Origin of the sequence: Shewanella sp. 10N.286.52.A9, assembly GCF_041468985.1 — a bacterium.
GTDB classification, from domain to species: Bacteria; Pseudomonadota; Gammaproteobacteria; order Enterobacterales; family Shewanellaceae; genus Shewanella; species Shewanella japonica.
In genome coordinates, this window is the sequence record NZ_JBFRJQ010000001.1 from 48,471 (window position 1) to 73,886 (window position 25,416).

At 43.2% G+C, this 25,416-nt stretch carries 24 protein-coding genes; 21 read left to right on the forward strand and 3 right to left on the reverse strand.

The features are described 5' to 3' along the window. Nucleotides 1-136: 136 nt before the first annotated feature. Nucleotides 137-988, forward strand: coding sequence for a mechanosensitive ion channel family protein (locus tag AB4128_RS00220; RefSeq protein ID WP_119968188.1), 852 nt, complete (start codon nt 137-139; stop codon nt 986-988). Nucleotides 989-1,074: 86 nt separating this feature from the next. On the opposite strand, the gene yjjG is transcribed toward AB4128_RS00220, so the two are convergent. From yjjG to AB4128_RS00235, 3 genes are all read right to left on the reverse strand, one after another. Continuing rightward, nucleotides 1,075-1,758 (reverse strand): pyrimidine 5'-nucleotidase, encoded by a 684-nt coding sequence (yjjG, locus tag AB4128_RS00225; RefSeq protein WP_055025244.1) that lies wholly within the window; start codon nt 1,756-1,758, stop codon nt 1,075-1,077. A gap of 34 nt (nt 1,759-1,792) precedes the next feature. Further along, on the reverse strand, nt 1,793-2,860 hold the full coding sequence (locus AB4128_RS00230; protein WP_372036236.1) for a phosphotransferase enzyme family protein: 1,068 nt from the start codon (nt 2,858-2,860) through the stop codon (nt 1,793-1,795). Between the two features lie 125 nt (nt 2,861-2,985). Further along, a complete protein-coding gene (locus AB4128_RS00235) occupies nt 2,986-4,206 on the reverse strand; it encodes a hypothetical protein (protein ID WP_372036238.1) in 1,221 nt (406 codons plus the stop codon). A gap of 343 nt (nt 4,207-4,549) precedes the next feature. Between AB4128_RS00235 and gmk the strand changes: the two genes are divergently transcribed. The 20 genes from gmk (at nt 4,550) to hutH (ending at nt 25,416) form a co-directional block, all read left to right on the forward strand. Continuing rightward, entirely contained in the window at nt 4,550-5,173 is a 624-nt protein-coding gene (gene gmk, locus AB4128_RS00240) for a guanylate kinase (protein ID WP_055025247.1), read from the forward strand. Between the two features lie 61 nt (nt 5,174-5,234). Beyond that, a complete protein-coding gene (gene rpoZ, locus AB4128_RS00245) occupies nt 5,235-5,513 on the forward strand; it encodes a DNA-directed RNA polymerase subunit omega (RefSeq protein WP_055025248.1) in 279 nt (92 codons plus the stop codon). 13 nt (nt 5,514-5,526) lie between these two features. Beyond that, entirely contained in the window at nt 5,527-7,644 is a 2,118-nt protein-coding gene (gene spoT / locus AB4128_RS00250; protein ID WP_055025249.1) for a bifunctional GTP diphosphokinase/guanosine-3',5'-bis pyrophosphate 3'-pyrophosphohydrolase, read from the forward strand. 113 nt (nt 7,645-7,757) lie between these two features. Beyond that, a complete protein-coding gene (locus AB4128_RS00255; protein ID WP_055025250.1) occupies nt 7,758-8,141 on the forward strand; it encodes a RidA family protein in 384 nt (127 codons plus the stop codon). A gap of 397 nt (nt 8,142-8,538) precedes the next feature. Beyond that, complete coding sequence (locus AB4128_RS00260; RefSeq protein ID WP_372036241.1) at nt 8,539-10,194, forward strand: AMP-binding protein; 1,656 nt, start codon at nt 8,539-8,541, stop codon at nt 10,192-10,194. 199 nt (nt 10,195-10,393) lie between these two features. After that, a complete protein-coding gene (locus tag AB4128_RS00265) occupies nt 10,394-11,320 on the forward strand; it encodes a calcium/sodium antiporter (RefSeq protein ID WP_372036243.1) in 927 nt (308 codons plus the stop codon). A 220-nt stretch (nt 11,321-11,540) separates the two neighbouring features. Beyond that, nucleotides 11,541-12,230, forward strand: coding sequence for a hypothetical protein (locus tag AB4128_RS00270; protein ID WP_372036245.1), 690 nt, complete (start codon nt 11,541-11,543; stop codon nt 12,228-12,230). A gap of 73 nt (nt 12,231-12,303) precedes the next feature. Beyond that, a complete protein-coding gene (locus AB4128_RS00275; RefSeq protein ID WP_372036247.1) occupies nt 12,304-13,455 on the forward strand; it encodes a sensor histidine kinase in 1,152 nt (383 codons plus the stop codon). Between the two features lie 3 nt (nt 13,456-13,458). After that, a complete protein-coding gene (locus tag AB4128_RS00280; protein WP_372036249.1) occupies nt 13,459-14,079 on the forward strand; it encodes a response regulator transcription factor in 621 nt (206 codons plus the stop codon). A gap of 207 nt (nt 14,080-14,286) precedes the next feature. Beyond that, complete coding sequence (recG, locus tag AB4128_RS00285; RefSeq protein WP_372036381.1) at nt 14,287-16,362, forward strand: ATP-dependent DNA helicase RecG; 2,076 nt, start codon at nt 14,287-14,289, stop codon at nt 16,360-16,362. Between the two features lie 133 nt (nt 16,363-16,495). Next, a complete protein-coding gene (locus AB4128_RS00290) occupies nt 16,496-17,368 on the forward strand; it encodes a DUF3014 domain-containing protein (RefSeq protein WP_372036251.1) in 873 nt (290 codons plus the stop codon). A 265-nt stretch (nt 17,369-17,633) separates the two neighbouring features. Beyond that, complete coding sequence (locus AB4128_RS00295) at nt 17,634-18,404, forward strand: beta-ketoacyl synthase chain length factor (protein ID WP_372036253.1); 771 nt, start codon at nt 17,634-17,636, stop codon at nt 18,402-18,404. Between the two features lie 18 nt (nt 18,405-18,422). Further along, the gene (locus AB4128_RS00300; protein ID WP_055025257.1) at nt 18,423-19,271 is read left to right on the forward strand and encodes a 1-acyl-sn-glycerol-3-phosphate acyltransferase; all 849 of its coding nucleotides are present in this window, start codon (nt 18,423-18,425) and stop codon (nt 19,269-19,271) included. Between the two features lie 28 nt (nt 19,272-19,299). After that, on the forward strand, nt 19,300-19,554 hold the full coding sequence (locus AB4128_RS00305; RefSeq protein ID WP_055025258.1) for a phosphopantetheine-binding protein: 255 nt from the start codon (nt 19,300-19,302) through the stop codon (nt 19,552-19,554). Nucleotides 19,555-19,562: 8 nt separating this feature from the next. After that, nucleotides 19,563-19,811 (forward strand): acyl carrier protein, encoded by a 249-nt coding sequence (locus tag AB4128_RS00310; RefSeq protein WP_065110114.1) that lies wholly within the window; start codon nt 19,563-19,565, stop codon nt 19,809-19,811. After that, nucleotides 19,811-20,362 (forward strand): hypothetical protein, encoded by a 552-nt coding sequence (locus tag AB4128_RS00315; protein WP_065110115.1) that lies wholly within the window; start codon nt 19,811-19,813, stop codon nt 20,360-20,362. The genes AB4128_RS00310 and AB4128_RS00315 overlap by 1 nt, the downstream gene beginning before the upstream one ends. Then, a complete protein-coding gene (locus tag AB4128_RS00320; RefSeq protein WP_119968181.1) occupies nt 20,355-21,722 on the forward strand; it encodes an AMP-binding protein in 1,368 nt (455 codons plus the stop codon). Before AB4128_RS00315 ends, AB4128_RS00320 begins: the two co-directional genes overlap by 8 nt. Further along, complete coding sequence (locus AB4128_RS00325) at nt 21,715-22,098, forward strand: thioester dehydrase (RefSeq protein ID WP_055025301.1); 384 nt, start codon at nt 21,715-21,717, stop codon at nt 22,096-22,098. The genes AB4128_RS00320 and AB4128_RS00325 overlap by 8 nt, the downstream gene beginning before the upstream one ends. Further along, the gene (locus AB4128_RS00330) at nt 22,095-23,849 is read left to right on the forward strand and encodes a glycosyltransferase (protein ID WP_080914679.1); all 1,755 of its coding nucleotides are present in this window, start codon (nt 22,095-22,097) and stop codon (nt 23,847-23,849) included. Before AB4128_RS00325 ends, AB4128_RS00330 begins: the two co-directional genes overlap by 4 nt. A 4-nt stretch (nt 23,850-23,853) precedes the next feature. Further along, nucleotides 23,854-25,416: a histidine ammonia-lyase gene (gene hutH, locus AB4128_RS00335; protein ID WP_282167129.1), complete on the forward strand. Its 1,563-nt coding sequence runs from the start codon at nt 23,854-23,856 to the stop codon at nt 25,414-25,416.

Here is a 25,416-nt window from a genome sequence, read left to right on the forward strand (position 1 = left end):
CTGCGAGTGTGCCCTGCTTACAGCGAAAGATTTTTCCATTAAAATTACTAGTCAAAGCTGACTTAATCTATGGCTATGTTACAGTGAACCTTATAGCTGAATTCATCACCAAGTTATCGTTATTAAAGAAGGTTTTGTGGAACAAGTTACTATCGTCATTGATTTTTTAGCAACTTATAAGTTGTTTGTTACTGTACTAATTATCCTACTGCTGTCGATGCTTAAACGCTTTGTGGTGTCTAAGATCCGTGGTGATGTGGCTTTTGTGAGTGAAGGACAACGTAAATGGATGTCTCGCACCAAAAACGGCACCTTTATTTTAATCGTCATGGTGTTGTTTTTACTGTGGCAAACCGAGATTAATAAATTTGCACTATCGGTAACTGCGATTGCGATTGCCTTTGTGGTGGCGTCAAAAGAAATCATTTTGTGTTTTACCGGCTCGATACAACGTGCAAGCTCACGCTCATTTGTAATTGGCGACTGGATTGAAGTGGGCAAGCTGTGTGGTGAGGTCATCGAGCACAATCTAATGGCGACGGTGATCCAAGAGATTGATTTACACCATGGTCAGTACCATTACACGGGGAAAACAGTCACCTTCCCTAATAGTATGTTCTTTAGTTATGCGGTGAAAAACCTTAACTTTATGAAACGCTATGTGTACCACAGCTTTACGATTACAGTGGTTGAGTTTGTAAACTTGTATCCGTTGTTCCCAGGTTTAGTTGAAAAAATTGAAGCTCACTGCGAAGACTTTTTAGAAGTCGCCACCCGCTACAACAATGTGATAGAAAAGCATGCAGGGGTCGATTTGCCAGGGCCAGAGCCTCATATTCATATCCATAGTGGGCCTGCTGGCGAGCAACTAGTGAATATCATGATTTTTTGCCCGACTGAACGTGCGACCCATTTAGAGCAACATATTAGAGAAGACTTTATGATTGCTTTTCATAAGGCATTTCCAAAGTCTGCGGCAAGCGAATAACTCTTACAAACTGAACGAAAAAGCCACTCAATTGAGTGGCTTTTTATTAATGATGGCATTGACGTTATGCTGTCTAAAAAAGAGGTTTAGCGGTGACTTGAGTGCAATTTATCGTGCAGTTGATGCAAGTCTTTGACTTCAAAGGTGGGGGTAATCCCATCGACCACATCCTTTCCATGATGATTAAGCCAACAGGTATCAATACCTGCATTAACGCCACCAAGAATATCCGAATGCAGGTTATCACCCACCATCAATACAGTGTTTTTGTCTGGATGACCCATTAACTCAAACGTGTGCTCAAAAATACTCACATCGGGCTTAGCTTTGCCAAACTGTTCAGAAATCACTACGTGTTCAAATGCAGGTTTAAATCCAGTGCGTTCTAATCGCACATTTTGTAATTCTGTTAAGCCGTTAGTGATGATCCCTAAACTGGCTTTACCTTCTAAACTGTTAATGAGTTTTTTAGCGCCCGGTAACGGCTGACAAATATCAGCCATAGCAGCTAAAAAGTCGCTATTAAGCTGCTTGGTCGTTAAGCCTAATTTGGTCGCCCAGTGTAAAAAGCGTGTGTGTTGCAGCTCCGCGGCATCGATTAATCCTTGCTGATAATCAACCCATAACTGCTTATTTACGGTTTGATAAAAAGCGAAATCACTGGCATTAAATTCGATATCAAAGCGAGAGAACATCAGCTGTAAACCAGCAAAAATATCAAAATCAAATAGGGTTTCGTCGGCATCAAACAAAATCCACTGGTACTTCATGATTTACCCTTACTGATATATACAGTTGGCTGAATTATTCAAATAGCGCCATCAGTTGCGCTTCTTGTGCAACTAAGCTTTTGTATACGGTTAACTGGTTGGCAGCTCTGTCGAGGTTATGGCCTTCGCGATGAATACCGAAATACACATCACCATTTAAGTGATCGGTTAAAAAGCGCGACCCAAGCATTAACGCCATTACCTTTATGCCTAACCACAAACTACGTTTTTCTAGCGGGGTTAAAATTGCAGCTAATTGGTCGGTATACGCTTGGGTGGCTGCAGCAATGATTTCAGGACGAGCAACGACCTTATCAAGTGCTGTTGAGTCTTCTTCCTCTGGTGAGCAAAACGCGCGCACCATGTCACCAAAGTCATACATTAAGTAGCCTTTCATGCAGGTGTCGATATCAATAACTGCCATGCTCGACATGTCACGTTTATCGAATAGCATGTTGTTGATTTTGGTATCGTTATGGCAAACTCGCAGCGGTAATTGGCTTTCTATTTGTTCAAGCTCTGCGAAAAGTGCCTGCTGAGAAAGCACAAAGTCAGCCCAAGGCTTACAATGCTCAAGCCTGCCTGCGTTATCTTCGGCAATGGCTTGTTTAAGCTGCTCGATACGTTGCGGTAAGTTTAAAAAGTTGGGAATAACATCGATTAGGCTGTTGGCATCTAAGTCACTTAATGCGAAAGCGAAGTGACCAAAAGCACTGGCCGCCATTTCAGCTTGCTCAGTATTGGTCACGACTTCAATCGTATGGCTGTTAGCTAAGTAGCTAATGGCGCGCCAGTAACCTCTATCACCAAGGTCGACAGATAAGCGACCATCTTTTAATACGACAGGCGAAATGACATCAAGCTGATACTCACCAAGAGTGGACTTTTGTATTAGGTGATGACTGACTTTTGCCGCATTTTCGATTAATACGTCTGGCTCGGTAAACACAGTAGTATTAATTTGCTGTAGCACAAGTTGCCCTGTAGACCATCTCACCAAAAAGGTTTGGTTAATATGGCCATTGCCTAACGGGGCAATACTGGCATTTTCATCAGTAATTCCATACAAAGGCAAAATTGTTTGCCTAATAAACTCCACCACCCAACACTCCATATTTTTTATCGCGAGCCCGATAGTCTAATCCATCCCTGAGCACAAGACTAGCTATGCACCAGTAATGCCTTAAAACTCAACAAAAACGACACTATTCCCACTATCTCACGAGGTTAAAGGCTTTTTAAGTAGTGCGCAAAATCAGGTTGACTAGACAATGTTGCTTGGCTGCCCTTCAAACTAAAATTAAATCCGCACATTTTAAAACTACCTCGCATGGCTATATTGTTGATGATCTTAGCGTTATCTAGAGGAGAAAAACGAGCTTCAGTACCGCTGTCTGCCATTAAATCTACCTGCATAGGGCGGAATTTGCTGCCGTCGTTAAACACTAATTCAGCACAGCGTTTATCACCTTCTGCGTTATCTAAACGCCAAATAGATTGCGCATCGCCTTCATCACCTAACCAGCGAATGATTAAAATATCTTGTTGTAAAATCAGCCAAAACCCATCTGGGAGCTTAACGCTTGCTGTCTCGCTAATGATTGCAGGCTGCTCGATAGGCGCTATTTCTACTGGCTCTTGTTCAACATCGCTGTTAGTAAATAGTAAGCTTATGAGGTAAATAATTACCGTAATGACACTAACAACACCCAGCCCTTTAGCTAGCATCATTAGCGTTTTTTGATTGTTTTGTCCCCAAACAAGCCATGACTTTAGCAGTTCAGATAACGAGCCAGACTCTAATGCACCACGGTCAACTCGGTAGGTCGGTTTATCATCGCTTTCATAAGCGGCTTGCTCATCAATATTATGTTGTTGGGCTTTAATATCATCTTTATAAACGGTTTCATGCTGATAACCTGGCTCATAACTGACATCATCGGCATCATAAACAGATTGCTCATTATCTTCAGTCATTGATGAAAACGCATGCTCGCCGCCCATAACTGGCTCTTGTCTTCGGCGTACATCGCCAAGCTTTACCGATGCTTTAGCATGAGGCCCAAAGTAGCCCATAACATAAGCAGGTTTACGCTGATTTGTTTTAGGCGCAGCAAGCCAAGCAAAGCCACCCGCTGTCAGCGCAGCAAGAATAAAAACAATACTAGACACAGCCACAGGGAAGCTAAAACTGAGCGACATACTAAACAGCAGCAACAACAGTACAGGGATCGCAAGCAACGTATTGGGTTTAGCCGCATCTTTTAAGCGACGTAAAGTGCTTAACGCGCAAATAGGTAACGCTAAGACAGCTGCAATTAATGTCACAATCGAGTTTGAAAAAAGTTGCGCAATCAATAACACAAAGACTAAGCAGCTTAATTGAATGGCTAAGGCTCTTAGGCCGTTATCTCGACCTTGGCGACAAAATAAGGAGGCGAATGACACAAGCAATCCCAATATCTAAATAAATGAACTGTTGGCAGACTAAACAATTTCAACGCTAAAGTCAGTGAAACCCACGTAAAATGGCACAAAAAAATGCTAAAAAGCACTATTTGGTACTAAATCGAAGGGGAAACTTATCCATTGTCTTTTTCGATTAAGGTTAAATTCAGGCTAGTTAGGTGCTGCATCTATATCAGTCGGGGATTGAGTGCTAAATTCAACGCAGAATTCTTTGCTATTTTTAGTGCAGATTTTTGCATTTTTCTCTATCACAAATCTCGCAAATTGTATGGCTTTGAGTATAATACTCGGCCTGATAAATAATCTGGTTGGAAATTGCACTATGAGCGCTCGAGGAAATCTATTTATTGTGTCTGCCCCAAGTGGCGCCGGTAAATCTTCACTTATCTCTGCTTTACTGAAAGATAAGCCAAGCGACATGCAAGTGTCTGTGTCTCATACCACCCGTCAGCCACGTCCAGGTGAAGTGAATGGTCAACATTATCACTTTGTCTCGGTTGAAGAGTTCAAAGCGCTTATTGCTGAAGAATCCTTCTTTGAATGGGCTGAAGTGTTTGGTAACTATTACGGCACATCCCGCACGGTTATTGAACAAACATTAGCAAATGGTATTGATGTATTTTTAGATATTGATTGGCAAGGCGCTGAACAAGTCAAAAAACTCATGCCAGAAGCCATTGGGGTATTTATTTTACCTCCTTCAAGAGCTGAACTTGAACGCCGTTTAACTGGCCGTGGTCAAGACAGTCAAGACGTCATTGACGGACGTATGGCTGAAGCTGTATCAGAAATGTCACACTATAAAGATGCAGATTATATTATTGTAAATGATGATTTTGACGTGGCTTTAGGCGATCTTTGCGCGATCATTCGCAGTCAAAGATCAACCTGTGCTAGTCAGATCCATACTCACAGTGGTATGATTAACGATCTGTTGGCAGATTAATTGTCATAGTGTACAATTTTGCGTCATTTTTTTCCCATAGATAACACTGGAGTTTCACCACATGGCTCGCGTAACTGTAGAAGACGCCGTAGAACAAATCGGCAACCGTTTTGACATGATCCTGGTTGCAGCGCGTCGTGCACGCCAAATCGCTGTGCAAGGTAAAGACCCTATGGTTGAAGAGATGAATGATAAGCCAACGGTTATCGCTCTACGCGAAATCGAATTAGGCTTAGTCACCTCTAACACTTTAGATGCTGACGAACGTCAAACTGTTCGTGAGCGTGAAGCCGCTGAAATTGCTGCTGTTGCAGCAATTGCTGAAGGCCGTACGCTTTAAGGAGTAGCGCCACTTGTATCTGTTTGAAGGTCTTAAGGAGTCTGCGTCAGGTTATTTAGAACCCGCGCAAGTAGAGTTACTCAAGCAGGCGTACATTGTTGCGCGTGATGCCCATGAAGGGCAAATGCGCACAAGTGGCGAACCCTATATTACCCATCCCGTTGCGGTAGCCCGCATTGTGGCTGACATGCGTCTTGATCACGAGACATTAATGGCAGCCCTGCTTCATGACACCATCGAAGATACCCCAGTTACCAAAGAAGAACTCACTGAGTTATTTGGCGTAACCGTGGCTGAACTCGTTGAGGGTGTGTCAAAACTCGATAAAATTAAGTTTCGCGATAAAAAAGAAGCCCAAGCCGAAAACTTCCGCAAGATGATGATGGCAATGACGCAGGATATCCGCGTTATTCTAATCAAGCTTGCTGACAGAACGCATAACATGCGTACTTTGGGTGCATTACGTCCCGACAAGCGTCGTCGTATTGCTCGCGAAACCTTAGAAATTTACGCACCGATCGCCAACCGTCTTGGTATTCATAATATCAAAAGCGAGTTAGAGGATTTAGGTTTCCAAGCCTATTATCCAATGCGTTACCGTGTGCTTAAAGAAGTCGTTAAAGCAGCCCGTGGTAATAGAAAAGAACTGATTAACAGTATTGAAGGTGCGATTACGACTCGTCTTGAAGATGCCGGCATTAAAGGCACTGTCAAAGGTCGTGAGAAAAACCTTTATTCCATCTATCGTAAGATGAGCAATAAAGAACTGCAGTTTCAAGAAGTCATGGATATCTATGCGTTCAGAGTCATGGTCGATTCCATTGATACCTGTTACCGCGTATTAGGTGCCATGCATGGTCTTTACAAGCCACACCCTGGGCGTTTTAAAGATTATATTGCGATTCCAAAAGCCAATGGTTACCAATCATTGCATACCTCATTATTTGGCCCTCATGCGGTTCCAGTTGAAGTACAAATTCGTACTGAAGAAATGGACTTAATGGCAGATAAAGGGGTTGCTGCTCATTGGATGTATAAGAGCGGCACCAGTAGTTCGCAACAAAGTACCACTCAAATTCGTGCCCATAAATGGATGCAAAGTCTGCTGGAGCTGCAACAAAGCGCCAGTAGTTCATTCGAGTTTGTGGAAAACGTTAAAACCGAACTCTTCCCAGAAGAAATTTACGTCTTCACGCCTGAAGGTCGTATTTTAGAACTTCCGGTTAACTCGACTGCCGTCGATTTTGCTTACGAAGTGCATACTGATGTGGGTAATACCTGTGTTGGCGCACGTGTAAACCGTCAAGCATACCCACTCAGTCAGCCATTAATCTCCGGTCAAACAGTGGAAATTATTACCGCTAAGGGCGCACGTCCAAATGCCGCTTGGTTAAACTTTGTGGTAACCGGTAAAGCGCGCGGTAAAATCCGTCAAGTACTGAAGAGCTTGACCAGTGACGATGCTGTAGCATTAGGTAAACGCCTATTAAATCATGCCTTGGGTGAAACCAAGCTTGATAGCATTGATGCTGAGCAACTGGATAAGGTCATCTCTGAAACCAAACATGACGATTTAGAGTCACTCTTGGCGGATATCGGCTTAGGTAATGCCATGAGCATTGTGATTGCTCAGCGGTTACTAGGTAAGAACCTCACGACTAAGAACGAAGATGACGACGATCATGAAGAGCATTTAATGCCAATACGTGGTGCTGAAGGTATGCTTGTTACCTTCGCAAACTGTTGTCGCCCTATTCCTGGTGATGCCGTCGTTGCCCACGTGAGTCCAGGTAAAGGCTTAGTGGTTCACATGGAAAACTGCGCCAATATTCGTGGTTATCAAGGTGAGCCTGATAAATATATTCCAGTACATTGGGATAACGTTGAAGGCGAAACTTACCAAGCTAACTTGCGGGTTGAAATTGTTAACCATCAAGGCGCTCTAGCTAAGATCACCAATATTATCGCTGCGGCAGGCTCAAACATTCATAACTTGAGCACTGAAGAACGCGATGGCCGTGTTTACCTCATTAACCTGCGTATCTCGGTTGATGATCGTGTTCACCTCGCCAATGTCATGCGCCGTATTCGCGTATTGCCAGAAGTCTTGCGCACCTCACGTAATCGCTAGTAAGATTGCTAATCTAACTTTCCTAAGCTGAATGACTCTAACTCTATGAGGCAGCTTAGGTTTGCTTGCATTTTATTTTCAATTTTGAAGTTTTTACTTTCGCAGAGGGCGTCATGGCAGAAAAAATCATTATCGCAACCGATAAAGCTCCACAAGCAATTGGCACATATTCTCAAGCTGTAAAAGTGGGTAGCACTGTTTACCTATCAGGCCAAATTCCGTTAGTCCCAAGCACAATGGAAATGGTCAGCGATGACTTTTCTGCGCAAGTTGTGCAAGTATTCGAAAACTTAACTGCAGTATGTGAAGCCGCTGGCGGCAACATGTCAGATATTGTGAAGCTCAATATCTTCTTAACTGACCTTTCTCACTTTGCAACTGTAAATGACATCATGGCTAAATACTTCAGCCAACCTTACCCTGCACGTGCTGCAATTGGTGTAAAACAGCTTCCAAAGGGCTCTTTAGTTGAAATGGATGGAATAATGGAGATCTAGGTCACAAACCGACTTTTCCTCTACAGGGCGCCAATAGGCGCCCTTTTTATTAGAGCTATTACTCGATAACGGTTCACATCTCAGCTGAATATGCTAGTTTATTAGTTGTATTTATTAAAAATTAACAGCTTAACGTTTGCGAAGAATGCGTTAAATCGCCATACTGATAATCATCGTGTTCATTATTTACTCGTTCAATGGGAGCCAGTTAGTGTAATACCTGAAGATGTTACATATGTGAGTACTAGTCGTACTTTATGCATATATATAACGTTTTAGGCCTACATAACTGGTCTGAACTGATTAAATATTCAATGCGATTACAATAGATTATTACGTTAAAGACATTGAAATAAACACGACCTACATTAAAACAAAAAAGAACATGGAATCGTCAATGGAAAATCTAATGAAAACGCCAGTAGAAATGTTGTCGCACTGGGTAGAAACCCAGGGTAATGAAGTCTATTTACGCCAACCTATCAATGGTCAGTACGTTGACTTTACTTGGCGTGAAGTACAACAAAAAGTTCAGCAAGTTGCCGGTGCACTGCGTCATTTAGGCTTAGTACCAGGCGATAAAGTCGCAGTACTTTCTAAAAACTGTGCTGAATGGTTTATCACTGATTTAGCATTAATGCATGGCGGTTATATCAGTGTGCCGATTTACCCAACAGCAAATGCTGAGACTATTCGCTATGTCCTTGAGCATAGTGAAGCTAAAGCCATTTTTACAGGTAAATTAGATTTCTGGGCAGATCAAGAAGCGGGGGTAGGTGGTGAAATCTTACGTCTTGCAATGCCATATGACACCATGCCTTCTCAGTATCACTGGGACAAAATTCTTGAACTTGGCACGCCATTAGTTGATGCGCCGACGCCAACCGCAGAGCAAGTCATGACGCTGATTTATACCTCAGGCTCTACCGGTAAACCTAAAGGCGCAATTCAAACATTTGGTAGCTACGGTTGGACTTGTGAAGCCGTCGTACGTGATTTAAAAACCAATACCACTGACAGATTATTATCTTACCTGCCATTAGCCCACATTACTGAGCGTGTCGCAATTCAAGGATCGTCATTCTACTCAGGTTCTTCGGTCGCCTTTGTTGAAAGCCTAGACTCGTTTGTTGCAGATGTGCAGCGTTGTCGTCCTACGGTATTTTTCTCGGTGCCACGTTTATGGACACTATTCCAGCTCAATATTATTGAAAAAGCCGGTGAAGCTAAATTGGACTTCCTGCTTAAAGTCCCCATCATTAGCAGCTTAGTTAAACGTAAGATCCAAAAAGGCCTAGGGCTGGAACATTGTCGTTTGCTGGGTTCAGGTTCAGCACCTATTCCACCAAGCCAGCTTGAGTGGTACCACAAAATCGGCATGAACATTTCTGAAGCTTGGGGCATGACTGAAAACTGTGCTTACTCGATAATTAACTTCCCATTCGATGCCACTAAAATTGGTACAGTGGGGCGCCCAGTCGAAGGTTGTCAAGTGCGCCGTAGTGACGAAGGTGAGCTGATGGTTAAAAGCCCTGGCTTAATGCAAGGCTATTACAAACAAGAAGAAGTCACCAAAGCTTGTTTTGATGAAGATGGGTTTTTCCATACTGGCGATTTATGTGAAATTGATGATGAAGGCTTTATCTCAATTACGGGTCGCGTTAAAGACAACTTCAAAACCTCAAAAGGTAAGTATGTTGCGCCAGTCCCAATTGAGCGTAAGTTAGCTCAAGATTCACATATTGAATTATTGTGTGTCATTGGTTCGGGTTTACCGCACCCTGTGGCATTGATTCAATTATCAGAAGGTGCTGCGTTGCAACCTCGTGAAGAAGTACGCTCATCACTCAAGGCGACCTTAGACAGCATTAACCCTAACTTAGAATCACACGAGCATGTTGACGCTATGGTTGTGGTAACAGAGCCTTGGACCATTGAAAATGATGCAATGACACCAACGCTTAAAATTAAACGCCACGTGCTAGAAAAGCAGTTTAGTGCCAAAGTTGATGGTATTCGTGGTGCGAAAATTTGCTGGGAAGATGAAATTTAACCCGCTGTTTGGTTAGACTGATTAAAGCACACCTTATTGGTGTGCTTTTTTGTTCCTGGTATTTGCGAAATAACCCTATGCTATACCTAAGCTATATGAACAAAATTTAACCTCCGGCTCGATAATTTAAATTGCGCAAAACTAAAAAATCACTATGCTTGCCGTCCATTTCGGTTTCAGCCATTTTTGAGAGTGAATCATGCTAATTATGTTGTCGATTATCGGCGGTTTTTTGATTTTAACCCTAGGTGCAGAAGCACTCGTGCGAGGAGCAAGTCAAATCGCGCTCAAGTTGGGACTTACGCCGCTTATTATCGGTTTAACAATCGTGGCCTTTGGTACCAGCGCCCCTGAGCTTGCAGTGAGTGTTAAATCAGCTATTGCAGGTAATAGCGGAATTGCGTTGGGCAACGTTATCGGCTCAAACATTGCCAATATCGGTTTAATCTTAGGAATAACCGCGCTTATCCGTCCAATAAAAATCGAATCACAAATGGTGCGCCGAGATATCCCTATTATGATTGCGGCCTCATTATTGTTTTGGGGGTTATTACTGGATGGTGGTTTAAGCTTTTTTGATGGCGTCATTCTCACTACATTGCTTATCAGTTACTTATTGTTTAGCTATTTCACAGCAGACAAACAACAAAATGACGACTCTGAAAGTACAACAAATCAAAGCAACCTCCTTTCAGTAATAATGATTATTGTCGGTATTTCCATGCTGGTCGGTGGCGGCATTTTGTTTGTCGATGGCGCAGTTGCCATGGCAAAGTCGATAGGTATTAGTGAGGTGGTTATTGGCCTCACCATCGTCGCGATAGGCACCAGTATGCCGGAGCTTGTCACCTCTATTGTGGCAGCACTGAAAGGCGAAAGTGATATAGCGATTGGTAATGTTGTTGGCTCAAACCTATTTAACATTTTAGGGATTTTAGGGGTAACGGCCCTTATCCACCCTATTATCAGTAATGAGATAAGCCAAATAGACTGGGTGGTCATGATCGCATTAGCAGCAGTACTACTGCCTTTTGCTTACACAGGCCTGCGGATTGGTCGCCGAGAAGCTGCTGTTTTAGTCGCCAGCTATTTAGGCTATATCAGTTTCTTAGTGATCCAAGCGTAAGTATAAAAACGGTTCAGTCTATGCGATAGGGTCAAACAAAAAGCCTAAGACGATAACATCAGGACTAAACCATAAGCCAGCATGCTAATTCAGTATGCTGGCTTTTTTTATTAATGACATTTGTCATCATAAACTGATGACGTTTGTGCCTGCACACATTCACGCCAATATTGAATACTAACTCTGCACTCAACACACACTTGAATAAACGGAGTTAATCATGAAAACATTATTTATTGCCGCTACCTTATCTTTAGTCAGTCAAACCAGTGTCGCAGATATCAGTAGTATTGATGCTGCAGCCAATACCATGAACCTTGAAGCGCTCAATCAAATCAGCCAGCAAAGTGTTGATTATGAACATGCCTATGCCCAATACCGTATTGCAATTACTGCCAATATTTTAGGACAACGTGGTGTCGCAAAACGTGCGCTTACTGATGCACAAGCCACACTTGAAGCAGTTATCAGTCGTGAAGATCATGCTGAATCGATGACATTACTCGCGCAAATCTATGGCATGCAAATCGCTTATGACGGCGCTAAAGCCCAACAATTATCATCTAAAGCAAGCGCTTTATTACAGCAGGCTGAACAATTAAGTCCCGACAACCCTCGAATTGCATTAGTTAAAGCTATGAGTGCATTTTACACGCCTGCGCAATATGGTGGAGGTTACGACAAAGCCAGTGAGTTGGCCTCATTAGCCATTGCACGCTATCAAAACCCTTGTGATGAGATCTGTTGGGGACATGCTGAAGCTTACACTTGGCGAGGTCTTGCCAAACAAGAGCTCGGTCAACAAGATGCCGCAAAGCAGGACTGGCAACAAGCGTTAACTATTAATCCAGACTATGGTTGGGCTAACTTCCTGCTAAACCCAACCTCTACAGTGAATGCTAGTCAATAATGCCACGGGACCTGTTAGCTACTGCTACCCATTGCCGATGGGTTGCAGTATGCTAACTTGCTAAGGAAAGGTTATGAATACTCAAGATACTGCCAATCAGTCTGTTCAAGGAATGGTTCACACGGATATGACCACTAACGAAAACAACCACCCAGAAAAAGCCTACAAGCAAAAAACGGCTTGGGTCTATTTGTTAAACCTCATTTTTTATTTCATACCTATTTGGTTTATGCGTGATGATGTTATGCGTGTAAGCATTAGTCTATTGCTATTAATTCCATTCTTATACGGTTATTTTTGGGCTTATAAAAGTAGCCAAGCAAAAGCCATATACCCTATATCGTTAATGATTTCGACTGCGGTTATCGCCAGTTTATTTACCAGCGGCGGAATTTCATTTTTTAGTTTTGCGGGCTTTTTTATTGGTTTTTTTTACTCATTACGCACCAGCATTATCAGTTTTATCGCCATCAGTATTGGGTTATGGACACTAAACTACCTTGTAGGGTATCCCGCATTTTATTTCCCGCTATACGGCATGTTAATCGTGTTTGTGGTGGGATTATTTGGTGTAGTAGAACATAACAATGAGCGAATTAGACGTCAGCAACGTCAATCAAATGATGAAATTGCCAGTTTAGCGACAGCCCTAGAACGAGAAAGAATTGCTCGAGATCTTCACGATATTATGGGTCACAACTTATCGTCTATCGCCCTTAAAGCGCAGTTAGCGGAAAAACTCGTTGAAGCAGGAAACCTGCCTTTAGCAAAAGAACATTTGAGTCAATTAGCAGAAATAGCCAGAGACAGCCTTAGTCAAATCAGACAAACAGTATCGGATTATAAACATAAAGGCTTGGCTGACACCTTACAGCAATTAACCGCATCCCTTCGAGAACAAAGCATAGAAGTGAACGTCAACGGCCAACTGCCCGAGATGCCCGAATTATATGAATCACAACTAGGGTTAATGTTTACTGAACTAGTCAATAACATGCTCAAGCACGGCACCGCAACTGAATGTTGGTGGCAGTTTAGCCATCAAAACAACACCCTAAACGTACGTTTATCTGATAATTCATCAACACAAGCGATAGTGGAAGGGAATGGACTAAAAGGCATCGCAGAACGGGCTCAATTGCTCAAAGGCGCATTTAACTATCAAATTACCGATGGTTATCAGTTCACGATTTCATTGCCTCTTTCTACCGATAAGGACAGCTGATTCATGAAAATTTTACTGGCAGAGGATCAAGCTATGGTGAGAGGAGCGCTTTCAGCACTGCTCACTCTTAGCAATGATGAAACCATTGGCCCAGTTGAAGTCACAGAAGCCGAAGACGGCACTCAGGCTATTGCGTTACTCAAACAACACTCGTTTGATTTACTGCTCAGTGACATCGAAATGCCAGGGCATACAGGCCTTGAATTAGCGCAATGGCTTAAAGAACAGCATGGTGCAGCACTGCAAACCAAAGTCATTATCTTAACCACCTTTGGTCGAGCCGGTTATATCAAGCGAGCGCTTGGCTGTGGCGTCGATGGCTTTTTATTAAAAGATGCCCCCACAGAAAGTTTATTATCGGCAATCAAGCAGGTCATGGCTGGCAAAAAGGTGATCGATCCAGAGCTTGCAATCAGTGCCATCGGGGATATTGATCCGCTAAATGATAAGGAACGAAAAGCGTTACGATTTGCCAGCGAAGGATTATCTACCAGTGATATTGCCGCGAAGCTGTTCATTGCCGAAGGGACAGTCAGGAATTACTTGTCTGAAGCGATCAGTAAGCTTAATGCCAGTAATCGTATTGATGCTGCCCGTATCGCTCAACAAAAAGGCTGGTTATAGCGTTGCTTAGCTGCCAAAAAGGGGAATATTATTGCCTTGTATTAAAACTCTGCTAAGATAGGCATAAATATCTGTATATATTTACAGTACTATTGTCTCTAGCAAGCATTCTCACTCGATAGTGAACTGTATAACTTATTGGATAACTCTGTTAACCCTTGCTAGCATGATAGCGCCAACACTCGACAATATGAAGGCATTGTGGATTTGCAACCATTGGATCAGGTTCCTATTACCGACTTAAAAGGCATAGCCAAAAAAGTCGCTGAAAAACTCGATAAGCTGGGTATTAAAACAGTACAAGATGTGCTGTTTCATCTGCCTATGCGCTACGAAGATCGCACCCAAATCTATCCCATTGCGAGTTTATATCCTGCCATGTATGGCACTGTCGAAGCAGAAATCATTTCTACCCAAATTGTCCCTGGCCGCAAACGCATGCTGACCTGCACTATTGCAGACGACACAGGAATGCTAACCCTACGTTTCTTTAACTTTTCAGTTGCCCAACGTAATGGCATGCAAAACGGCGCGATTATTCGCGCTTATGGTGAAATTAAGCGCGGTAAAAGACACTTTGAGATTATTCACCCCGAATACAAGATAATCAAAGAAGGCGAGAATCCAGCATTAAGTGATTCACTGACCCCCATTTACCCTTCAACAGAAGGTCTTAAACAAGCCAGTTGGATTAAACTAACCGAACAAGCACTGACTCACCTAACTCACGGCGGGCTAACCGAGTTGCTCCCCGCCGAGTTGCAACCAAATAATATGAGTATTAGCCATGCTTTACAGTTAATACATAGGCCTCCCAATGACATCGAACAAGCTGACTTGGAGATGGGGATGCATCCTGCTCAGCAGCGGTTAGTACAAGAAGAGTTATTGGCGCACAATTTAAGTATGTTAAAGCTGCGTCAACGTAACAACCTTGATAAAGCTGTCACGCTTTCGGCAACAGGCCAACTACTAAACCCGTTTTTAAAAGCCCTGCCCTTCAAACCCACAGGGGCTCAACAGCGAGTGGTCGCAGACATAAGCCGAGATATTGAGAAACCAACACCAATGATGCGTTTAGTGCAAGGTGATGTCGGTTCAGGAAAAACCTTAGTTGCTGCACTGGCAGCGCTACAAGCCATTGAAAATGGCTACCAAGTGGCGATGATGGCACCCACCGAATTGTTGGCTGAACAACATGCTATTAATTTTGCAGCGTGGTTTGAGCCGCTCGGACTAAAAGTCGGCTGGCTTGCAGGTAAACTAAAAGGCAAGGCAAGGGCTCAATCACTAGCGGATATCGCTGATGGTAGCGCCAATATGGTCATTGGCACCCACGCCATCTTCCAAGAGCAAGTCAATTTTGACAAATTAGCACTGATAATTATCGATGAGCAGCATCGCTTTGGAGTGCATCAACGGTTGGGCCTACGTGAAAAAGGCATTAGCCAAGGTTTTCATCCTCATCAATTGATCATGACAGCCACTCCGATACCTCGCACATTAGCAATGACAGCTTATGCCGACTTAGAAACCTCTATCATTGATGAGCTACCACCTGGCAGAACGCCTGTCAGTACAGTTGCTGTGAGTGATAATCGCCGTGATGAAGTCATTGAGCGGGTCAAGCAAGCAGCCTTAAACGACAATCGACAAATTTATTGGGTCTGCACCTTAATTGAAGAATCTGAAGTGCTGGAATGCCAAGCTGCTGAAGATACAGCAGAAGAGCTCAGTCGTTTATTACCAGAGCTCAACATTGGTCTGGTGCATGGACGAATGAAAAGCGCAGAAAAACAGCAAATAATGGCTCAATTTAAAGCGGGTGAGCTACATTTACTAGTGGCAACCACTGTGATTGAAGTTGGTGTTGATGTACCCAATGCCAGTTTGATGATTATTGAAAACCCCGAAAGGCTGGGCTTAGCGCAATTACACCAATTACGTGGTCGTGTCGGTCGAGGCTCAGTCGTGAGTCATTGCCTACTGCTTTACAAAGCGCCATTGTCGCAAACAGCAACAAAACGACTTGGTGTATTAAGGTCGAGTAATGACGGTTTTGTTATTGCCCAAAAAGATTTAGAGATCCGCGGCCCAGGTGAAGTGCTCGGCACTCGTCAAACTGGGCTGGCAGAAATGAAAATAGCAGATTTGGTCAGAGACCAGTATTTAATTGAAAACACCCAAAAACTTGCCGCACATGTCATGCGACAAGTACCTGAAAATGTTGATGGCATCATTCACCGTTGGTTAGGTGATCGCCAGCAATACGTACAAGCATAAATTATTGTTAACTTAGGTCTATTATCACTAGACAAGCGTTAATAATATTGCAGAATGAGTGATGAGCTTGAGGCTAAACAATATTTATCTCGTGTTCAGTTCCACTTTTGATGTTTAAAGCTAAGGAATAGAAATGCAAGTCAATCAAGAAGACAGAGCAACACCACAATCGAGCCGTGCAGGTGGCAGCAATGCAGGTGTTATCGGCGTAACCATTGCCGTTATTTTGGCTGGTGCAGGTTATTTCTATTTCACGTCAGAGCCGTCTGAACCTGAGGTGATAGCCCCAACACCAGTACAATTGCCAGAGCCGGTGCCTGAACAGCCCATCGAGCAAGAGCCAATTGAAGAAGTGATTGTTGAACCAGAAGTGGTAGAGCCGACCGAAATCATTCCAATAGAACCTGAAGTGGTCGTTGAACCACTACCAGCACTGACCGAAAGTGATGATTTTGTAGAGCAAAAAACCATTGAAATGGCTGATGGAATGAAAATCGAATCCATCATCCTTAAAAAAGACATTGCTCGCCAGTTTGTGGTATTTGTCGACAACATGGCACAAGGTGAAGTCATTCATAAAGCCAGCCCTTTAAAAGGTCCTAAAGACAGCTTTAGCGTCAGTGAAATTACCGACAAAATCTACTTAAACCCAGACAGCTACCACCGTTATGATCTCTATGCAGACATGATAGCGGGCATGAATGATGAACAGTTAATCAGTACTTTTGAAGAGTTATCGCCTTTATTTGACGAAGCATTCGAAGAACTTGGTTATAGTGACATGAGCTTCAATGAACGTATGGTAGAAGCATTTGATGTGATTTTGGCAGCCCCCATTATCGAAGATCCAATTGAGCTGTCATCAATCAGTGTTAACTATTTATTTGTTGACCCTAAACTTGAGTCGCTACCCAACATTCAAAAATTAATGGTGCGCATGGGGCCTGAAAATACCAAGAAAATCAAAGGTGCTGTAAGAAAGCTTAAACAACAGCTAAACAACTAGCTTTTGTAGGTATTTTTAGTACTAGCCAACCTATCGCAGCCAAACCCTAATCGAATAAGAGCAAGTTACTCGATTAGGTTTGCAGTTCAAGCACCCACAAAATAGCGATCTTATGTCGCTATTTTTTGTTTTTGTGATGCTAAATATTACGGTACAATTGCTGACGTTATTAAATTAACAACAAGCTGCCATATTCATAGCGTCCAAACCCTATCGATGTGGCCATCTCAGCAAGGGATACCTGAGTCGTACCAGAGGCAATGTAGTGCAATTAGTATTTGATATTCTTTCATGGGGCGCATGGTCTCTAGACTTTCAAGATAAAGAAAGCTGGCGCCAATGGGATAATGCTGTCACCCCGACTACAGAAAATAAAACCTCTCCCGCTTTAGCTCACGTGCCAGCCATGCAACGTCGCCGTTTTAGCCGCTTAACTAAAATGATGCTGACTGCAGCCCATGACTGCCAACCCGCAAAACATTGCCGCAGCGTGTTTGCTTCTCGTCATGGCGAACTCACTCGCACACTGGGTTTATTACAAGATATTGTTGATAAAGAAGCGCTTTCTCCATTAGCTTTCAGCCAGTCAGTACACAACACAGCCAGTGGCATTTACGGTATAGTGAGTGGCAATACCGCAGCTTCAACTTCTGTTGCAGCAGGTGAAGAAAGCCTATCCCAAGCCATGATTGAAGCATTTGCGCAGCTAGCTGAAAACCCTGAACCGGTTCTGCTTGTCTTTGGTGACGATCCTGTCCCGCCTATTTACAATCAATACACCCAAGAATATGAATTACCTTTGGCAATGGGCTTATATCTTGCCCCAGCCAACAGCACTGAGCATCAGCGCACTGTTCTAGGTCAATTGACGCTATCAAACGGCAATACAAACGAGTCCCAGCCAATCAGTTATGCGCAATTTATTCATGCTATTGCTTCGCAAACTTCGCTAACAGGTCAATTGGCTCATTGGCAGTGGCAATTGACCCCGCAATTAGATCATGACCACACGACCCAGCGACATGAAAGTCGTTGATATTATAAGTTGCAGAGTATGACGAATAAAAACAGCGCAGTAGAGTTCCCTGAACCCGCCCCTTACTTAACGGGGCTAGCATATGTACCTCGTTGGATAGGTGGCACCTTATGTTATGTTGTTTTTGGTTTAGGTGGACTATTAAGCTCGCTCACTGTTTTACCAGTATTACGTTTGTGGCCGGGTACAAAACAGCAACGAATTGCCAGAGTACAAAAAGCGGTCCACATTATGTTTAAAGGTTTTGTGTGGATGCTCAGTGCAACCGGTGTCATTAAAGTCAGTACCAAAACGCTCCCTAGCTTAAGCGAGGCAAAAGGAGTGATAGTGGTGGCTAACCACCCAACCTTGGTTGATGTGGTGGTGTTAATCAGTTTAATGCCCAATGCCGGTTGTATTGTTAAACAAGGATTATGGCGCAACCCCTTTATACGCGGTGTATTAGCATCAGCAGGGTATATTCCTAATCGTGGTGCAGACTTGTTACTAAAAGACTGTCAGCAAGTGTTAGCAACAGATACAAACTTAATTATTTTCCCAGAAGGCACTCGTACCCTTGTGGGGGCTAAAACAAATCCATTTGCACGTGGCGCTGCAAATATCGCATTACGTACACAAACTGATATCATGCCTGTCATACTTCGTATTGATGTGGCCGGACTGACAAAGCAGCAACCTTGGTACGAACTACCAAGGCAAACAATCAATATGTCTGTAGAAATGGGCGCACCTTTTGAGTACCTAAGGTATGATGCTAGTCAAAACAATGAAGCTAAAATGGCCAGAGTTCTGACAAGAGAGTTGCAGCAGTATTACGCTGAGCAACTCACAGCATTACCGCCATTACGCAACATGAGCAAACATTAATTACACCAATCACAATTAGAATATTAATATGAATTTACACAACGAAATTAAGCAGCTCATTATTGACTGCCTCGACTTAGAAGATGTCAGTATCGACGATATTGAAACTGACGCACCACTATTTGGTGAAGGCTTAGGATTAGACTCAATCGATGCGCTTGAGCTAGGTTTAGCAATTAAAAAGCAATTCGATATCAAAATAGAAGCTAACTCTGAAGCAACTAAAGCACACTTTTACAGCGTAGCAAGCTTAGCTAGCTTTATTGAATCACAGCGTTCTTAGGAGTCATCATGGAAAATCGTGATCAAATCCTAGACATGTTGACGCAAATTTTAGTCGATGATTTTGAAATTGAAGCAGAAGATATCACCTTAGATGCTTCACTTTATGAAGCACTTGATTTAGACAGTATTGATGCTGTGGATTTAGTGATAAAGCTTCAACAAATGACCGGAAAAAAGATTCAACCAGAGCAATTTAAAACAGTGCGTACAGTTGAAGATGTCGTTAATGCGATTGAAGGTTTAATGAAAGATTAATGGTGCTAGTACTGCAAATTATCACCGCCATCGCACTTATTTGCTACCCGATAGCGGTGTATTTAGGTTTGCAGTTCTTACCACCAGGCACAATAGCATTACTACTTTGTGCTGTATTAATTGCGCGACTTGCGCTGAGTAAGCAACAACTTAAGTCTATGGCGCTGCCGCTACTGGTGGGCATTGGACTCACAGCTGCGAGCTTTATTGCTAAACGCAATGATTGGTTACTGTTCTACCCAGTGGTGATAAACCTCACTATGCTAGGGCTATTTAGTTACTCACTAAAACAAGGTCCAAGTATGATTGAACGTTTGGCCAGATTAAAAGAACCAGATTTACCTGATTCGGCCATTGGTTATTTAAATAATGTCACCCGTCTATGGTGTGGATTATTTATCATCAATGGCAGTTTCGCGCTCTACACTGCACAGTTTGCCTCGCTTGAATGGTGGACGCTTTATAATGGATTCATTGCCTATATCCTCATGGGTTTATTACTCGGTGGAGAATGGTTATATCGCAAATTTTGGTTGAAAAAACATGAATAACTTGCTGATAAACTGGCTACATAATGGCCCTAAAACGCAACAATTAATTAGTTTCAATCATCATGACATTGTGACGGGTTCACTGTTTACAGCCCATGTTGCCCATCTATTTGAACAACTTAATGCCAGCCCAATCAAACGTTGGTTACTCGCAGCTGAAACCAGTGATTTATTTGCTGCTGGCATGTGTGCAGCCTTGCTTGCAGGTAAGCAAGTGGTTTTGCCCGCTAATATCCAAGGTGGCACGCTAACTGAGCTAAACCATGCCTTTGATGGGGTAATTTCAGATCAGCCTCTTAGTGAAGTTAAGCAATTTATCTTGCTTAAAAAAGAGCTCGGCCTTGCCAATAAATCTTGGCCTGAAACCAGCCAAATTGGCGAGTTAGTTTTATTCACATCAGGGAGTAGCGGCGAACCTAAAGCCATTGCAAAGTCAATTGAACAACTGGATGCTGAAGTCAGCATTTTAGAACAAACCTTTGCATCTCGACTGCCACAGTGCAGCGTTATTTCTACCGTTTCACATCAACATATTTATGGTTTGTTATTCAAAATATTGTGGCCTTTAGCTGCAAGTCGTCCGTTTTTAAGTGATCTCGTTGAATACCCTGAAACCTTAAGTTACTACATCGCCTTAATGCCGAACTTATGCTTGATAAGTAGTCCTGCCCAATTATCACGCTTGCCAGAAGCTTTAGAGTTTGAACAACAACAGTTAGCACCAAGTCTGATTTTCAGTTCAGGTGGCCCTTTGTCATACGATGCCTCTCAGCACATTCATACCTGCTATGGTCAGTTCCCTATAGAGGTCTTTGGCAGCACAGAAACTGGCGGTATTGCCTATCGACGTCAAATGGAGCCAAACAGAACTTGGCTTCCTTTCAGCTGCGTTGAGATATGTGAGAATGATGAAGATGGCGCATTGATGCTCAAGTCACCTTATTTACCTGCCAGTAATGAATGGATGAAGTGTGATGACAAGATTGAATTAGCTGAAGATGGCCGTTTTACCTTGTTACACCGACTCGACCGCATCGTAAAGGTGGAAGAAAAACGTTTATCTCTAGCGCAAATGGAAGGCTTGCTCTGCACTCATCCGTTTGTGAAAGAAGCTGCTGTGGTTCAACTAACCGAGCCAAGAATCATGCTAGGTGCGGCAATTTGCTTATCTGAAGAAGGATTAGAGCAGCTTGATGATGCCGGTAAATTAAGTGTCAATAATCATCTTAAAAAGCATCTATTAAGTCAGTTCGAACGAGTCACGTTACCACGCCGCTGGCGCTACCCTGATACATTACCGCTTAACGCACAGGGTAAGCGTGTACAAACCGATCTATTAGCAGTATTCAATGATGATTAAATCAGCGTTACCCCAAATATTAGCGCAGCACAGCAATGAAGATGAGATCTGTTGGCGGATCTTTGTGTCTGCCGAGTTAGATTATTTTAAAGGCCACTTTGAAGAACAAGCCGTATTACCTGGCGTCACCCAACTTGATTGGGCAATTCAGCTTGGCTGCCAAGCATTTGGTTACGAGCCTACCGTTGCCACGTTAGAAGTGCTTAAGTTTCAACAATTAATGTTACCTGATACTGAAGTTGAGCTATTCATTAGCCACAATGCCGCCAAGTCAAAATTAACCTTTAGTTATCGTGATGGTGACAAACGGTTTGCTTCAGGCCGCATCGCATTAGCTTTGGCCTCAGCAACATGCAATAAGGATAGCCAATCATGAAACTGGCTCTGATTATTCCCAATTATAATCACCAACAAGCCATTGCTGACACATTAATCGCTTTAGCACCTTTAGGCTTACCTTGTTATTTAGTTAACGATGGTAGTAATGATGAAACGCGTTATTTATTGCAATCATTAGCAGATAAGTATGATTGGGTAACCTTACTAACGCATCCCTTTAATCGAGGTAAAGGCGCAGCAGTTACCACAGGTCTGCGGGCAGCTTATGCAGATGGTTATAGCCATGCTTTGCAAATTGATGCCGACGGTCAGCACTGTCTAGATGATATTCCAGCCATGATTGAAGCCGCATCAGAACAGCCTCTTGCGTTGATTTCAGGCAAACCCGAATACGATGAGTCAGTTCCTAAAGGGCGTTTATATGGCCGTTATATCACCCACTTTTGGGTGTGGGTTGAAACCCTCAGTTTTGATATTCAAGACTCAATGTGCGGTTTTAGGGTTTACCCTCTTGCTGCTACAGAGCAGCTATTTAAACAGCAAGCGTTAGGCGAACGCATGGACTTTGATATTGAAATCATGGTCAAGCTGCACTGGCAAGGTGTACCAATAAAGCATATTTCTACCAAGGTGATTTACCCTGAAGATGGCATTAGTCACTTTCAAGGTATTAAAGATAATGTCCGCATTTCAGCAATGCATACCGGCTTATTTTTCGGGATGCTAAAACGTTTGCCGCAAATTCTGTCAAAAAAAAACGCTAATAAGCACTGGTCAGCTATGGGTGAGCGTGGCAGTTATTGGGGAATTAAGCTCATTGCTGACAGCTATCGTTTAGGCGGTCATTGGCTTTGTAGAGCAATCATGTACCCTGTCATTTGCTACTTCTTTCTTACTGGCGTAACCGCAAGAAACGCCTCCATGGACTTTTTACGTCGAGTTAAGCGTAAACATCCGCAGCATGAACAATTATCTGATCCTGTTACATGGCGAGACAGCCTGAAGCACTTTTTTGCTTTTGGAAATGCGGCACTGGATAGAATCGATGCATGGTGCGATCGTATTAAACTGGCACAGGTAGACTTTCCTGACAGACACGTTCTAGCAGACCAAGTGGCATCTGGCCAAGGTGCAGTATTATTGGTGTCTCACTTAGGTAACCTTGAACTTTGCCGTGCGATCTCTATCCACCAGCAACAAGTCAAAGTCAATGTGATGGTGCTGACCAGTCATGCAGAAAACTTTAATAACGTGCTAAAACAATTAAACCCAAATAGTGGTTTAAATCTGATTCAAGTCAATGAATTGGGACCAAGCACCGCGATGCTATTACAAGATAAAATTGCCGCTGGAGAATTAGTCGTTATCGCAGCAGACCGCACCTCATCTGATACTGCAGGTCGCGTTTTTTATAACGACTTTATTGATCAACAAGCCGCATTCCCACAAGGCCCCTTTATTCTAGCTGGGCTACTTGATTGTCCGGTTTACACTATGTTTTGTTTACAAGAGCATGGTCGTTATCGTGTCCATGTCGAACACTTGTCAGACAGTTTAAAAGGGCCTCGTAAAGGTCGAACAGAGCGATTAGCTGACGCGGCGACAGAATATAGCCGCCGACTTGAGCATTTTGCGACACAACAACCATTGCAATGGTTTAATTTTTACGATTTTTGGCGCCGTGATGAAGACTCCCAAAGAGATTCAGGCCCCACAGAAGTGACACCTTCGACTGAGCTGTCGTCGCCCTCACATTCAAGCAATCCCAATTTCAAGCAGGAACAGTAATACCATGAGCCAATCAACCACTTCTTCAGCAGCAACTTTGGCAACGGTCACTTTCGGTCAGCAATCTATTAGCTTAGAGCAAGTTGTCAGTGTCGCAAAAGGCGCACCAGTAAAGCTAAATGATAGCCAGCAATACCAAGAGTACATTCAAAAAGGCGCACGCTTTATTGATAGTCTCTTACATGAAGAAGGTGTGGTTTACGGGGTAACAACCGGTTATGGCGACTCATGTACTGTGACAGTCGGATTAGATTTAGTCCACGAGCTACCGCTGCATTTATCACGTTTTCACGGCTGTGGTTTAGGAGATATATTCTCGCCAATGCAGTCGCGTGCCATTATGGCTTGTCGTCTCAATTCCTTGGCTGTTGGTAAATCAGGTGTCACTTACGAGTTATTACAGCGTATTGAGCTACTACTGAATTTAGACATTTGCCCTGTAATACCAGAAGAAGGATCGGTAGGCGCAAGTGGTGATTTAACCCCGTTATCATATTTAGCAGCCGTTTTAGTCGGTGAGCGAGAAGTGACATATCAAGGTCAACGTCGCGCTACAAAAGACGTATACGCTGAGCTAAATATTGTTCCATTAACCCTTCGTCCAAAAGAAGGCTTAGCCTTAATGAATGGCACTGCGGTTATGACGGCTTTAGCTTGTTTAGCGTATGACCGAGCTCAGTACTTGGCACGATTATCAAGTCGTATCACCGCCATGGCATCATTAACGCTCAAAGGAAACTCGAACCACTTTGATGATATTTTATTTGATGCTAAGCCTCACCCAGGCCAAAACCAAATTGCCACCTGGATTCGTGAAGACTTAAATCACCATACCCATCCGAGAAACTCTGACAGACTGCAAGATCGCTACTCGATTCGCTGTGCTCCACATATTATTGGCGTACTGCAAGATGCATTACCTTTTATGCGTCAGTTTATTGAAACTGAATTAAACAGTGCTAATGACAACCCAATTGTCGATGGTGAAGGTGAGCATATTCTTCACGGTGGCCATTTCTATGGTGGCCACATCGCCTTTGTCATGGATTCAATGAAAAACACTGTGGCTAACTTAGCTGATTTAATTGACCGTCAAATGGCGTTAGTCATGGATCCTAAGTTCAACAATGGGTTACCTGCTAATTTATCTGCATCAACTGGCGCACGACAATCCATTAACCATGGCTTTAAAGCGGTACAAATTGGCGTATCCGCTTGGACTGCAGAGGCACTTAAAAATACAATGCCAGCCAGTGTTTTTTCACGCTCAACAGAATGCCACAACCAAGACAAAGTCAGTATGGGCACCATTGCAGCTCGAGACTGTATGCGAGTATTACAGCTAACTGAACAAGTCGCAGCTGCTGCACTGCTGGCAATGACTCAAGGTATTCACCTGCGAATTGCTCAACAAGAGTTGGCAGAAGAATCATTAACCCCTTCTTTGGCGAAAACCGTTCAGCAAGTCAGTGCAGACTTTGAGTTATTAACCGAAGATCGCCCACTTGAAGCCGTTTTACGTCAAACTGTTAGCAAGATTCAGCTTGGTGAGTGGGAGGTCTGTTAA